At 39.9% G+C, this 13,725-nt stretch carries 16 protein-coding genes; 11 read left to right on the forward strand and 5 right to left on the reverse strand.

The window, feature by feature from the left end:
• Positions 1-65 precede the first annotated feature (65 nt).
• Complete coding sequence (locus ACZ9EE_RS20940; protein WP_476030183.1) at positions 66-1,439, reverse strand: amino acid permease; 1,374 nt, start codon at positions 1,437-1,439, stop codon at positions 66-68.
• 94 nt (positions 1,440-1,533) lie between these two features.
• Entirely contained in the window at positions 1,534-1,695 is a 162-nt protein-coding gene (locus ACZ9EE_RS20945; RefSeq protein WP_235740971.1) for a hypothetical protein, read from the reverse strand.
• Between the two features lie 226 nt (positions 1,696-1,921).
• Here ACZ9EE_RS20945 and ACZ9EE_RS20950 point away from each other — a divergent pair, with 226 nt between their 5' ends.
• On the forward strand, positions 1,922-2,677 hold the full coding sequence (locus tag ACZ9EE_RS20950) for a yteA family sporulation protein (protein ID WP_476030186.1): 756 nt from the start codon (positions 1,922-1,924) through the stop codon (positions 2,675-2,677).
• Positions 2,678-2,731: 54 nt separating this feature from the next.
• Here the strand turns inward: ACZ9EE_RS20950 and ACZ9EE_RS20955 are convergent, their stop codons facing one another.
• The gene (locus tag ACZ9EE_RS20955; RefSeq protein ID WP_476030188.1) at positions 2,732-2,938 is read right to left on the reverse strand and encodes a DUF4025 domain-containing protein; all 207 of its coding nucleotides are present in this window, start codon (positions 2,936-2,938) and stop codon (positions 2,732-2,734) included.
• 94 nt (positions 2,939-3,032) lie between these two features.
• Here ACZ9EE_RS20955 and ACZ9EE_RS20960 point away from each other — a divergent pair, with 94 nt between their 5' ends.
• From ACZ9EE_RS20960 to ACZ9EE_RS21000, 9 genes are all read left to right on the forward strand, one after another.
• A complete protein-coding gene (locus ACZ9EE_RS20960) occupies positions 3,033-3,170 on the forward strand; it encodes a hypothetical protein (protein ID WP_476030190.1) in 138 nt (45 codons plus the stop codon).
• A gap of 179 nt (positions 3,171-3,349) precedes the next feature.
• The gene (locus tag ACZ9EE_RS20965; RefSeq protein WP_476030192.1) at positions 3,350-4,246 is read left to right on the forward strand and encodes a cation diffusion facilitator family transporter; all 897 of its coding nucleotides are present in this window, start codon (positions 3,350-3,352) and stop codon (positions 4,244-4,246) included.
• A 222-nt stretch (positions 4,247-4,468) separates the two neighbouring features.
• The gene (locus ACZ9EE_RS20970; protein WP_476030194.1) at positions 4,469-5,407 is read left to right on the forward strand and encodes a magnesium transporter CorA family protein; all 939 of its coding nucleotides are present in this window, start codon (positions 4,469-4,471) and stop codon (positions 5,405-5,407) included.
• 337 nt (positions 5,408-5,744) lie between these two features.
• Positions 5,745-6,998, forward strand: a complete 1,254-nt coding sequence (locus ACZ9EE_RS20975; RefSeq protein ID WP_476030196.1) for a S8 family peptidase — start codon at positions 5,745-5,747, stop codon at positions 6,996-6,998.
• 114 nt (positions 6,999-7,112) lie between these two features.
• Positions 7,113-8,378 (forward strand): helix-turn-helix domain-containing protein, encoded by a 1,266-nt coding sequence (locus tag ACZ9EE_RS20980; protein WP_476030198.1) that lies wholly within the window; start codon positions 7,113-7,115, stop codon positions 8,376-8,378.
• Positions 8,375-8,521, forward strand: a complete 147-nt coding sequence (locus ACZ9EE_RS20985) for a hypothetical protein (protein ID WP_476030200.1) — start codon at positions 8,375-8,377, stop codon at positions 8,519-8,521. Before ACZ9EE_RS20980 ends, ACZ9EE_RS20985 begins: the two co-directional genes overlap by 4 nt.
• Before the next feature lie 117 nt (positions 8,522-8,638).
• Positions 8,639-9,814, forward strand: coding sequence for a trans-sulfuration enzyme family protein (locus ACZ9EE_RS20990; RefSeq protein ID WP_476030202.1), 1,176 nt, complete (start codon positions 8,639-8,641; stop codon positions 9,812-9,814).
• Positions 9,807-10,028, forward strand: a complete 222-nt coding sequence (locus ACZ9EE_RS20995) for a hypothetical protein (protein ID WP_476030204.1) — start codon at positions 9,807-9,809, stop codon at positions 10,026-10,028. The genes ACZ9EE_RS20990 and ACZ9EE_RS20995 overlap by 8 nt, the downstream gene beginning before the upstream one ends.
• Before the next feature lie 66 nt (positions 10,029-10,094).
• Entirely contained in the window at positions 10,095-10,496 is a 402-nt protein-coding gene (locus ACZ9EE_RS21000; RefSeq protein ID WP_476030206.1) for a cytosolic protein, read from the forward strand.
• Between the two features lie 39 nt (positions 10,497-10,535).
• Here ACZ9EE_RS21000 and ACZ9EE_RS21005 read toward each other — a convergent pair whose 3' ends face one another.
• Positions 10,536-12,053, reverse strand: a complete 1,518-nt coding sequence (locus ACZ9EE_RS21005; protein ID WP_476030208.1) for an MDR family MFS transporter — start codon at positions 12,051-12,053, stop codon at positions 10,536-10,538.
• Between the two features lie 361 nt (positions 12,054-12,414).
• Between ACZ9EE_RS21005 and ACZ9EE_RS21010 the strand changes: the two genes are divergently transcribed.
• Positions 12,415-13,281 (forward strand): aldose epimerase family protein, encoded by an 867-nt coding sequence (locus ACZ9EE_RS21010; protein ID WP_476030210.1) that lies wholly within the window; start codon positions 12,415-12,417, stop codon positions 13,279-13,281.
• Between the two features lie 47 nt (positions 13,282-13,328).
• On the opposite strand, the gene ACZ9EE_RS21015 is transcribed toward ACZ9EE_RS21010, so the two are convergent.
• Entirely contained in the window at positions 13,329-13,712 is a 384-nt protein-coding gene (locus tag ACZ9EE_RS21015) for a VOC family protein (protein ID WP_476030212.1), read from the reverse strand.
• Positions 13,713-13,725 lie beyond the last annotated feature (13 nt).

Here is a 13,725-nt window from a genome sequence, read left to right on the forward strand (position 1 = left end):
GATTTTACTTTAAAAATTGTCCAGCTCCAGTCCATACGTCGCTAGAACGGGCGCTTACACTTTTCTTATGCCGTCGGCCATGGTTTGAGTACACTGCTCTTGCCTTTTTCCTTCTGCTTTTCCTTTTTCCATTTAAAACTCAGGATGAGGGTGATGATCCCAATCACCCCGATAAAGGCTAAACTAATAAAGAAGCCTGGTCTGCTCGTATCATGAAATAATGTTCCGCTAACCGCAACTAATATAAAAAGAGCACCTATTGTATACATAATTTTTTCCTTGCGCTTTAACTCTAAAATTTTTCGAGAAGATGCAAGAATAAAAAGCCAATTATAAAGGAGCATTAATCCTGCCGCCGTTGTAACCCACTCATAAATTTTATCTGGAAGTACCAGGGCCGAGACAATCGATGCTGTTATTCCAAGCATGGTAATGATCAAAGTCCATAATGGCACCTTTAGTTTTCCTTTTTTAGCAAAACAAGCCGGAGCATCTTCTTCTTCGCCCAAGGTTTCCAATACGCTTGTGACACCATATAAAGAGGCTGTCATAGTAGAAAAACCGGCGATAATCAGCGTGGCATTAAAGAAATGAGGGATAAAAGGCATATGGTATGCATTTAAGGCAACGACAAAGGTACTTTCCTTTGTGTTGAATTGATTCCAGGAACAAATGATAACCGCCAAGCCAATCGATAATACATAAATAATCATCAGAGTAAACAGCATGACTTTCCCTGCCTTCGGTGCTTCACTTGGATCCCTAAGTTTCGTTGCCATTAAACCTAAGATTTCGATACCGCCAAACGCATAAAAGGCAAAAATAACAGCAGACCATAAACCGATCGTTCCGTGAGGCATTATTTCGTTGCTGCTATTCGGAAACTGGATCGGACGATCTCCCTCAAGGACCCCAAAAAGAGCTAACAAAGCAATCACGATAAACATGGTAATCGCTGAAATTTTTAAAACGGCCAAAATATTTTCAAGCCTGTTTAATACCTTCACTCCAATTAAAATAATCGTTAATCCCAAAACCGCATAGATAGCGGTAAATATCCATAATGGAATGTTTGGAAACCAGAAGCGTGAAAAGATTGACAGTGCGGTCAATTGACTCCCCATAATCAGCACTTCTGACGACCAATAGACCCAGCCGCTGCTAAACCCGGCCCACCGCCCGTAAGCCTTCTTGGCATAAGACCTGAAACCACCTTTTAAGGGCTCTTTTGCGGTCATTTTAGACAAGGCATCATAGACGAAATAAGTACCAAGCGCAGCCATCAAAAACGCAAGTAAAATAGCGGGCCCTGCCATTTTTATGGCAAGCCCAGAGCCAAGGAAGAAGCCTGTTCCAATCGTACAGCCCACTCCAAATAGTGACAGCTGCCACCATTTCATATTGTTTTTTTCTTTTGCACCTGATTTGGATTTACTCATTGTATTCTCCTTTGCATCGATCATAGCCGCTGTTACAAAAGGCTAAAGAATCATCTCCCCAGCCTTTTATTTTCCTTCTCGGAAGCTATGCTATTTATAGATCACGACCTGTTGCACCCGGTGATTTATCTGTATTGGATTGATTATTATATTCACGATCATTAAGACCCGGTTGTTGATTTTTGTCACTTCCTAAATACTTTCCCTGATGTTTGAGTTCAACCTTCCTAAATTGATCAAAGTTTTCATTTACCACAGTAAATCTCCTCTTTTCGCTTCATTTTACGTTATCATTCTTAAGATACACGACCACCTGAAACTTATTCGATTGATTCTTGGAAAAACAAATGGGAAATTTACTGGAATTAAATTTTCATTACATAAACAGCCATAAAAAAAATGAGAATATAAAGGAACGATTAAATAAAAACGTTGATGGGTAAATAGATGAAGAAATTGCGTTTAGTGAAAGGGGTCTTCACATGTTATCAACACAGCAATTAGCGGAGTTAAGGCTACAATTGTTAAAGGAAAAAAGTGAAGTGGAGGAACGTTTAGACCAAAATGACCATTTTGGCTTTGAGCGCGGACACGATCACGAGTCAATGGGGGAGCTTTCCAGTTACGATAACCATCCTGCTGATGATGCGACCGAATTATATGAGCGTGAAAAAGATAACGCCCTGCTAGAGCACTATAAACTACAATTAGGAAACATCAATCATGCCTTAGAGGCAATGGAACAGGGAACATACGGAAAGTGTGAGGTATGTGGAAAGGAGATACCAACAGAACGGCTGGAGGCTCTGCCAAATACTACGTATTGTATCGAGCATAGTCCCGATCAAGTGACTTCACATGACCGACCGATTGAAGAAGGAGTCCTAATGCCTCCATTTGGTAAGTTTGATATGGACGAATCGGATGAGAATGTAGCTTTTGATGCAGAGGATTCCTGGCAGGCTGTAGCCGAGTGGGGAACCTCTGATACACCATCTGATTTAGCTTTTCCTAAAGACCATTATAATGACACTTATAATGAATCTGAAGAGAGTATTGGCTATGTAGAGGACTACGAAAACTTTGTTGGCAACGATATGTATGGACAGAATATAACCGTTTATCCAAATGCACAGCATGAAAAATACGAGGACGCCCTGGACGAAGAAGGAATCATGACAAGCTTTGGGGATCTGCCGGCTTTTGAACATGATCCATATGTTGATGATGATAAATGATGACTAAAAAAGAAAACAGCTTTCTCTTGAGAGCTGTTTTCCTACTTCACTTACCTATTCAAAACCTTTTCTAGGGATCGGAATATCCTTTCCATTCACATCTTCAATGACGGCACCGATTTCTCCCTCGGTATAGGCGTCGCTTACTTGCTCATGAGAAGTAGCAATACCAGAGGATAGGTCGTCACTTTCTTTGTAGTAGCTAGGATGATAAAAACTTCCCGCAAGTTCTTTTTTAGGGTTTGCTTTTTTATGTTCCACCTTTGTAACCTCCCTTTATTTGATTAATGGTACAACCGTATTTTTTCTTAATTTACATTTATTACTCCTAAAAATTTTTGAAAGGGGAACCAAGATGAAACAAAAAAATGAATTTCCATCACGTGAAGAACTAGATGAGGCCTTCCATTATCTCCATGATCAAATTAACTGGATTTCTGTTGTGGAGGAAGTGGAGATGCAAAAGAAAGAAAATAAGGATCATGAGGAGTAGGGTGTCTTATTTTGCCCTACTCCAACATTGCTTGAGTCAGGCAAGAGTTTTTCTCTGGACCCATTCAGGTTCTGTTTGGTATGATTTTTGAGGCAATCTGCTTATACTGAAGCAAGATATAGGTGATTGGCCCAAAAATGGTTTAGCTGATGTTTTTACAAGTTAAAGGTGGTTTCATTATGGTAATGAGAGAAACTCTGGCTAAAAAAGTAGCTTGGATAAGTGTGATCAGTAATGTCATCCTGACAATAGGGAAGATTGTCATTGGCTGGTACGGAGATAGTGATGCCGTCTTCGCAGATGGGATTCACTCGGCGGCAGACGTCTTTGCATCAGTGATTGTTTTGCTTGTGATTAAGATTGCCAATAAACCGGCAGATAAGGAACATCCGTATGGGCATGGAAAAGCTGAGGTTATTGTCTCGGAAATCATCGGGATTCTTCTTCTGATAGTTGCCATTTACGTGGCTTACGAAGGAATCAGTGGTTTCTTTCATAAGGTCGAATCACCAAGTCTGTTAGCAATGTGGGTGGCCCTTTTTTCATTTATAACCAAGATCATCTTATATCGAAGTTCACTAAAAGTGGCTAATGAGAATCATAGTAAAGCAATTGAAGCAATCGCTTTTGACCATAAGGCGGATATTGTTGCCTCTATAGCAGCGGCAATCGGGGTCCTTCTGTCCATCATCGGAAGTCGGATGGATATTCACTTATTACTATACGGTGATAAGGCTGCCAGTATTTTTGTGGCTTATTTAATTTTTAAAATTGCGAAAGAAATGTTAACCGAGGCGTTTGATATTTTATTAGAACGTAACATCGACACGGAAACCTTACAGGAATACATAGCTGTGATTAAGAATTTTCCAGAGGTAAGAAGAATCGACCGAGTAAGAGCAAGAGAGCATGGCCATTATGTATTAGTGGATGTCCGTATTGCGATTGATCATTTTAAAACGATTAAACAGGGGCATGACTTAGCCAAATCGATTAAAGGGGCACTCATGGACCAGAATGATAATATTCATGAAGTATTAATCCATCTAAACCCTTATTTTCCTGAAGAAAAATAATTCCTGAAAAAACTCCTTTGTACTTTGTGGCATTTCGGTTTATGATAGGATAGGATAATAAAGTTAAGGGAGTTGATATTTTTGAGTTATTCCGTAGACCCGGACCCAAGTAGGCGGGAGGAAGTCAATATAATCTTAGAATTGATTAAATTGAATATCAGAATATCAACTCTTCAAAAGGTTGTTGGCTTCCTCGACTAAAGTATCAGAGGAGGTTTTGACATGTTAGAAATTTTTAAAAGCACCGATACAAGGGTTCTCGAACAGGTTGACACAGTCTCAAAAGGCTGCTGGGTGAATATGTATGCCCCAACAGCAGAAGAAATTAATAAGGTTTCAAATGATGCCCAAGTGGATGTCGATATTATTAAAGATGCGCTGGATGATGAAGAGCGTCCGAGGATTGAACGTGATGACGGCCGAGTCTACATTATCGTCGACTTTCCGTATATTATCCACGATGAAACAGGTCTGGCTGTGTATGAAACCATTCCGATTGGCATTATTTTAACAGAAGATAATATTATTACGGTTTCATTAAAGGATTCACCGATTATAGAGGAATTCCGAAAAAATCGTGTGAAAGAGTTCTTCACCTTTAAAAAAACACGCTTTGCCCTGCAAATCCTGTTTGTGATTTCGTCTTATTACCTTCGTTATCTTAAGCAAATTAATAAGAAAACAAATGAAATTGAACGTGAAATACATCAATCCTTAAAAAATAAAGAGCTTTATGCCTTTCTTGCCTTAGAGAAAAGTTTAGTTTACTTTACCACTTCTTTAAAATCAAATAAGGTTGTCCTCGATAAAATCTTGCGGTTCAATTATTTAAAAATGTATGAAGAAGACAAGGATTTATTAGAAGACGTGATTATTGAAAAAACACAGGCGATAGAAATGGCGGAAACATACCGATCTATTTTATCCGGAATGATGAATGCTTTTGCCTCAATTATTTCTAATAACTTGAACATTGTGATGAAATTTTTAACGTCGATCACGATTATCTTATCTTTCCCAACGATGGTCGCGAGCTTTTATGGGATGAATGTCGATATCCCTTTCCAGCACGCTACCCATTCGTATGCTATACCACTTATCATTTCGGCTTTTTTAACTAGTTTAACAGCGTTTGTTTTTTGGAAAAAGAAATATTTCTAGATTACCAGTCTATCAATAGGCTGGTTTTTTTTATAACATTTTTAAATTTTTAGCTCTGTTAAACTTGGCTGTTGATTTCCGCTCCAGGCGCTCGCTTTCCGCGGGCGTGCAGTGGAGCCTCCTCGGCGCATAGCGCCAGTGGGGTCTCCACTGCCCCGTACTCCCGCAGGAGTCGAGCGCCTTCCGCTCCAATCAACAGAGTATAAAAAGACAACAATATCGTTAAACAGAGCTAATTTTTTAAAAATTTTCCCAACTTTTTTTCCTAATATCGCTTGACTGGTCCGAATATAATGGAACGCAGTCCTATTTTAACCTTTAGGAAAGGGGAGTTTGGATGAAAAAAAAGAGAACCATAGGTGCAATCATAATGTGTGTGGTAATGGGGGTCTCCATGTTTGCTACGGGGGCATTCGGTCAGCAGGTTACGTCTAATGAAACCTATCGTGTCCTAATTCAAGGTCCAGCTGCTCAAAAGGCGAAGGCCAAGGCAAGTTACGGGGTCCGCTGGGAATTTGCAGCAAAAGGATTTACCACGACGGTCAATTCACAGCAGTACCAAGCACTACTCCATAATAAAAATTTAACCATTAAAAAAGTACCTGAGGTTCAATTAGCTGTTATTAATGAGGCAGCAGCAAAACCAGGCGGAACTTTAGCGGGGGCCCCTAGTGACAGAACTCCATGGGGAATACAGGCCATCTATAATGATTCAGCCATTACAAGTACTTCTGGGGGAAGCGGTATAGTTGTAGCAGTGCTTGATACTGGGGTGAATCGTAACCACCCAGACTTATCCAGCAACGTGGCGCAATGTCAGGACTTTTCTCAAATAAAGGTGTCGTGGGTAGATAACAGTTGTTCGGACGGAAATGGACACGGTACACATGTTTCGGGTACAGTTTTAGCGAATGGCGGCACGGGAAAGGGAATTTATGGGGTAGCGCCTGAGGCAAAACTATGGTCCTATAAAGTATTAAATGACCGCGGCAGCGGCTATTCCGATGACATTGCTGCTGCGATTCGGAAGGTAGCCGATCAAGCAGCAGGGAAAAAGGTTATTATTTCAATGTCATTAGGATCAAGCACTAAGGATTCGTTAATCTCTGACGCTGTATACTATGCCTATGGGAAAGGTGTTCTGATTGTGGCAGCGGCCGGGAATGATGGTTCTGCGGATAATACGATTGGTTACCCGGGGGGATTACCGAATGTCGTGGCCGTAGCTGCATTGGAAAATCTCCAGGAAAATGGGACGTATCGGATCGCGGATTTCTCTTCTAGAGGTAATTCAGCAACAGATGGTGACTATGTTATTCAAGAACGGGATGTTGAGGTGTCTGCACCTGGCAGAGCGATCGAATCAACCTGGAAAGATGGAGGATATAACACTATTAGTGGGACATCTATGGCTACACCTCATATTTCCGGCCTTGCGGCAAAGATTTGGGCTGCTAATCCGACATGGTCTAATTTTCAGATTCGCGCAGAATTGCAAAATAGAGCTAAATTGTATGATATAAAAGGGGGGATTAGCTCCGCGACAGGTGATGATAACGCATCAGGTTTTGGCTTCGCTAGAGTGAAGTAACGATGTATACGGCCATCCGGATCGCCTTTCGGGTGGCTGTTTAAATTTTAAAAAAATTCAATCTCTTTAAAATAATATAAAAATGGCTGTTAGGGAATTTTTTAATATAGTAAAATGGAATTAAAAGAAAGGCAAGCTGGTGATAATATGGAATTCGGAGCCCTGATTAAATACTATCGAACCCAACGAGGCATCACCCAAACGGAGCTTGCAAAAGGGATATGCTCTGTTCCACATTTAAGTAAAATCGAAAACAATTCAAAAGAGGCGAATGAGGAAACGATTGCCCTTTTACTTGAACGGCTCAGCATCAGCCTTGAAGAAATGGAAGAAAAGGAAGAGGGAATTCACCTTTTTCTGAGAGAATTATGTAATAAAATAAATTTTTACCTTAAAGAAGAAGTGGATGAAATCTACCAGAAATTAAAAGATAGGGAGCATCTCATCCCATTCTCTAAACATATTTATATTTGGGAGCTAACGAAATACCGCTACCTCCTATTTAAAGGATTCATTGAGGAAGCAGGAACACAACGGGACTTATTATTTAAACAAAAGAAAAATTTTTCCCAACATGAAAGCTATTTATTTCGGTACTATAATGCGATATTCTTAATTTTAAAAGGACAATTTAAAAACGCCGATGAGATTCTTGATACATTGTACATAGAAAATGATCATGATACAACGAGCGGCGAATTCCTTTATCATCGAGCACTCGTAAAAAGTTCTCTCGAACAGTCAGGCCATGCCATCCATTTCGGGAAGATGGCTCTGCAGATTTTTATGAATCAGCATAACTTCTTACGCATTCTGCATACGTTAATGCTCTTAGGCATCAGTTACACTCATTCAAAAATTTACGAAGAAGCCGAAGGGTGTTTTCAGCATTTAATCCGAAATGCTGAACTGCTAAAAGAGGAAAAAATGCTTCCGCAAATTTACCACAATATGGGTTTTTTACAAACTAAAATGAACAATGACAAGGAAGCACTGTTCTATTTTGAAAAAAGTTTGGCCCTTCAGCCTCATTTTAATCAGCACTATTTAGTCACTCTGTATTCGATTGGCGAAATATACGTCTCCCTCGAGTCTTATGATCAAGCAAAAAAATGCTTTCAGGAAGTCTATTCATTAGCAAAAGAGTTGGGGAATAAAATATACCGTCTCTTAGCTGAATTTTATTTATTTCACATGGTTTCACCGCAAAAAGCGTTTAAATATTTAGAAGCAAAGGTCATTCCTTATTTTGAGGAAACAAAAGAACAGATTGATTACCTTACCCGTTTTTATAAAATGCTAGCGGATTATTATAATGAAAACGGTTCGGTTCACAAAGCAGTAAGCTATCTCAATAAAATTACAGGAGGAATATTATGAAAAAAATGGCTGTTCTATTACTTTCAGTTTCATTCCTTGTTCTTTTTGCATCTAATAACGCAGTAAAAAGTGAATCTGTATCCAATCCTCCTAACTATGCTTACGTAGGGCCACAAGGTCCTCCAATTCTGCCTCCTGTATGATGATAAATGTTAAAAAAATCCCTGACTTCTCAGGGGTTTTTTTTATTCTTCGGAATGATTCACAATGGAAGGCAGACAATAAAGTAAAAAATGACGTTTATAGGAGACCATTTTCCAATGACACATGTGAGTGAATTTGAGCAAGATAAACAGATTTGTATGCACTATGAAGATGACCGCGATCGCTTTCACGGGGCTGTGGTTCCGCCGACATTTCAAAACACATTGTTTACTTATCCAACATTAGGTGAATTGGTGGATGCTGTTCAGTCAGAAAAACACCATTATGTCTATGGAAGAGGAACGAATCCTACCGTGGAAATTGTTGAGAAGAAACTAGCCGCCCTTGAACGCGGAGAGGAATGCAAAACATTTTCATCGGGAATGGCGGCCATCAGTGCAGCCATAATCAATAGTGTTAAGAGCGGCGATCATATCCTTTGTGTCAGTAATTTATATTACTCAACGATGGAACTGCTAAAATATTTAGGGAAATTTCATATAAATCATTCAGTTGTATACTCTACTAATACCGAGGAAATATCCCAGGCGATACAGTCCAATACCACAGTGATCTTTATCGAAAGTCCAACGGATATGACCTACCGTCTTATTGATCTATCAGCAGTTAGTCAACTCGCAAAGGCAAACGGCATCCGTACCATTATCGATAACACCTGGGCCACGCCATTATTTCAAAAACCATTAACGTTCGGGATCGATATTGTGGTCCACTCAGCTTCCAAGTATCTTGGCGGCCATAGTGATGTTCTAGGCGGGGCTTTAATTACCAGTAAAAAAATCATGAAAACCTTATTTAATAAAGAATACTTGTTGATGGGCGCAGCCATGCCTCCGTCTGAAGCAGCGGTATTGCTGAGAGGTTTAAGAACATTACCGTTACGTATGCCTTCCCATCAGGAGAACGCATTAAAAGTGGCTGGGTATTTGGATACCCATCCCAAAGTTGCCAAAGTCAATTTCCCCGGTCTGGTATCCCATCCGGATTATGCGCTAGGAAAAAGACAATTATCAGGTTACAGCGGCTTGATGAGTATTGAATTAGCAGAGGCAAATTATCACCAAGTCGAAAAGGTAATTAATAAATTCAAAGCTTTTAAAATTGGGGTTTCCTGGGGCTCGTTTGAAAGCCTTGTTATTACCCCTAATCTAAAAAACAACGAGGGACATTTGATAAAGGAACATATGAGTCCGGGGACGATACGTCTGGCGGTCGGTCTCGAGGATGTGAATGTTTTACTAGATGATTTAGAGCAGGCCTTACGTGATTAAAAGTTCAAATAGAAAGCAGGTGAATGATATGAGTGATCAAGAACAACCTCGATTGTTTGAAGATGAAGAATGGGAAAAAGAGGCGATGAAACAACTTTACGGCGTAGAACCGGAAATGACTCTGCAAACAGCAAGGTTCGCGACAACGGATAATCCCCTTTTAACGGAATATTACCATGTGAGAAATGTAGATGAACATAAAGACCCTGAATGAAATACGTCTACTAATGGGTATCCTAATCATATGTGTTTGACTTTATGAAGAAGTAAGGAGGATTTCATGGAATCATTTGTTGTGGGTTTTCACCAGGAAGATAATGTGGACAGCATGCAAATACAGAAATTAAATCAAGAGGAATTTAACAAAGCAACAGAAGGCGGGACAAGACAATTATTCGAGCTTGATACCAATATTGGCTTTTTTGTTTTTTTTGATGCCGCAGACATTGATGGGAATCTCTCTTACATGGTATTGCAATATGAAGAAGATAACGAAGATCCAGCCGGCTGCTATTCTTTTCAACTGAAAGACTTCTATGAATTTATGGCGCTATTTTTAAGTGATCTTCAATTCAGTGGGGAAGAAGCAGAGGAAGAGGAAGAGCAGGAATATGGACCGATTCACCATCTTGCCCACTTATTGTTTCATATCGTGGAAGCAGGTAAGGATCTTAAAGTTTAAACAACAAAGCACTGACCGGTTCAGGTCAGTGCTTCTTATTTAACTTTTTGCAGGCTTCTTACTTACCTCTACACGCGCTTTGCCCATAAAAATAATCGTGATTGCAGCCAGAACAATTGGAATCAATGTCAGCATAAAGGTGTGTGTGATCGAATATGACATTGCCTGAACAATTTTATCTAAAATAAAATCAGGGATCTTTGCCCGCTCACTTGCTTGGAAAATTTGCCGGGGGTCACCCATTTGAAACTGTTGTCCGCCCCCGCCTTGTATACCTTTAAAGGCTTCCTTCAACTTATCTGTAAACAGGTTCCCCTGCAGCGTTCCAAAAATAGTGACACCAAGTGTCATCCCGAATGAACGTAAAAAGGAATTGGTTGAATTAGCGGTTCCCCGGTATTGCGGCTCCAGATTGTGCATGGAAGCAGTAGGCAGCAAGGAGAAGGAAAAGCCGACCCCAAAGCCAACTAAGATCATATAAATTGTTAGAAGATAGCGGGCTGTGTCAACCGTCATCGTTCCAAGTAAGTACATACCAGCTACATAGGAAATAATCGATAAAATCATCAAATTACGGAAAGACGTTTTTGTTAAAAAAATCCCTCCAATTGAACTTCCTGCCACTGACCCTAACATCATTGGTGTTAAAATTAATCCAGCATTCTTGGCTGTGCCCCCATAAACGGCTTGAACAAAAATAGGAATAAACACGGTTAAAATGATAAAGGTTCCGCCGTATAAGAACGAAAGAATCTGTGATGTGGCAAATAAGCGGCGTTTAAAAAGCCAAAGTGGTAAAATCGGTTCTGCTGCCTTGAATTCGGCGATGAAGAAGGCAATAAAGAAGATGAAAAAACTGGCAAATAAACTGATGATTGGCACAGAATCCCAATCATATTCCTTCCCGCCTAATTCGAGAGCGAACATTAGACTTACGACGGAAATTACCAGCGTAATCGCACCGAGATAGTCAATTTTTTGCTTCGCGTGCTTTAGTGATTCATGATAGAAACGAATAATTAAAATAATGGAAACAATCCCAATTGGTACATTTACATAAAATACCCAATGCCAGCTGATATAATCGGTGATATAGGCGCCAAGTAATGGTCCAAGAACACTGGACGCCCCAAAAACAGCACCGAGCAAACCAGTCATTTTTCCGCGGTTTTCCGGCGGGAAAATGTCAAATACAATGGTAAAAGCGATTGGCATAAGTGCACCGCCGCCAACTCCTTGAATGGCTCGGTAAATACTTAACTGAACGATGGATTGGGCTATCCCACAAAGAGCAGATCCAATCAGAAAGACGATTAGCCCAAAAAGAAAGAAACGTTTGCGCCCATACATATCGGATAGCTTGCCGAAGATCGGCATACCTGCCATAACGGCGACCATATAGGCCGAGGTGACCCAGACAAATTTGTCAAAGCCGCCGAGGTCTGAGACGATCGTTCCCATCGCCGTTGCAACGATGGTATTATCCATGGCTGACATTAAGATCGCGAGCAAGAGCCCCGTTACAACGAGCTTAAGATTAGTACCCTGTTTAATCATAGAATTCTCCTTTAATTTTCCAAAATATAAATAACCGGGTTAACCCGCGCACTCCTTTGCTTTTTTTAGTTTTGTTTGATGTTTAAATACCGGCTAGTAAGCTAAAATTAATTTTATTAATTGGGTGATAGAATTGTCAATTTAATTAGTAGGCTCAGTTAAACAATATTTTTTCTTATACTCTGTTGATTGGAGCGGAAGGCGCTCGACTCCTGCGGGAGTACGGGTCAGGGGAGACCCCACAGGCGCTTTCAGCGCCGAGGAGGCTTCCCGGCACGCCCGCGGAAAGCGAGCGCCTGGTGCGGAAATCAACAGCCAAATCTAACAGAAGAGTTTTAAATAGAAGGGATGAACATAGATCATGTATGAGCTGAAGGTTAGTAAGGAAAAGGAATTATCTGTTTATGAATTATCTAATGAAACGTTAGGCAGCTGGTTAAGAGTCGTTCCAGAGCGCGGCGGAATTATTACTAGCCTTGGTGTGGAAAATGAAGAAATTTTATTTTTAAATAAAGACACACTTTATGATCCAAAGAAAAATATTAGAGGTGGAATTCCAATCCTATTTCCGATTTCAGGGCAGCTGGAAAATGGTCAATATGAATGGAACGATAAGGTTTACCAAATGAAAAATCACGGTGTAGCCAGGAATCATCCTTGGGAAGTAATCGATACAAATATAGATGAAACAAAGGCAGCGGTTTCGTTACGATTAGTAAGTAATGAAGATACAATCAGAGAATACCCATTTCAGTTTGAAGTCATCTTCAGCTATACCATTACTGAAAATGAACTGCACATCGACCAGGTTTACCGGAATACTTCCGACGAGGCCATGCCAATCTATGCAGGTTTTCACCCTTATTTTAAAACGGCTAATAAAGAGTTGACCTATCAAACCGATGCGACAACCTATTTAGATTATAATAATATGGAGGTTCATCCTTTGAACAATTCCTTGGATTTAACCAATAAAAAGGAATCCTTAGTATTACTGGATAGTATGAAAAAAGAAATTTCTTTTGAACTTCCTGAACTTAAGAAAAACGTTACCATGAGATATGGGGATGAATTTAAGTATATTGTGTTGTGGACAGAGGCAGAACAAGAATTTGTTTGCGTCGAACCATGGATGGCCATGACCGATGAACTCAATCGTAAAGAAGAATTAGTCATGGTTGAACCAGGTAAATCATTGCATACATCATTAGTTATATCGGTCAAATAGTGAATAGATATTTAAAAAACCTCCTGAAAAAAGGAGGTTTTTGACTATTATCTTTGAAAGAATTCAACTTTTTCGCCGTCAGGACCGTTCACAAAAAAGTTACGATATCCATTTGGAAGAGTGCTGACTTCTTCACTAATAAATGAAACATCCAATCCTTTTAACCGGTTGAATTCTACTTCGATATCATCAACTAAAAAAGCAATGTGGTTGACTTTCCCTTCCTCTGGAAGATCAGGATTGCCACCATGTACTAATTCTAGTTCCGTTTCATCTGAACCATTGAAGCCAAGGAAGGCTAAGGTTAAAGCTCCATTATTAATGGTAAACTTATCCTTAAGGTCCATACCAACAATCTCTTGATAAAATGTTAGTGATGAATCTAAGTTTTTAACAAATACGCCAACATGGTCCATCTTTTTAACAGCCATTTTGATTGCTCCT

Source organism: Bacillus sp. URHA0034 (assembly GCF_056280405.1).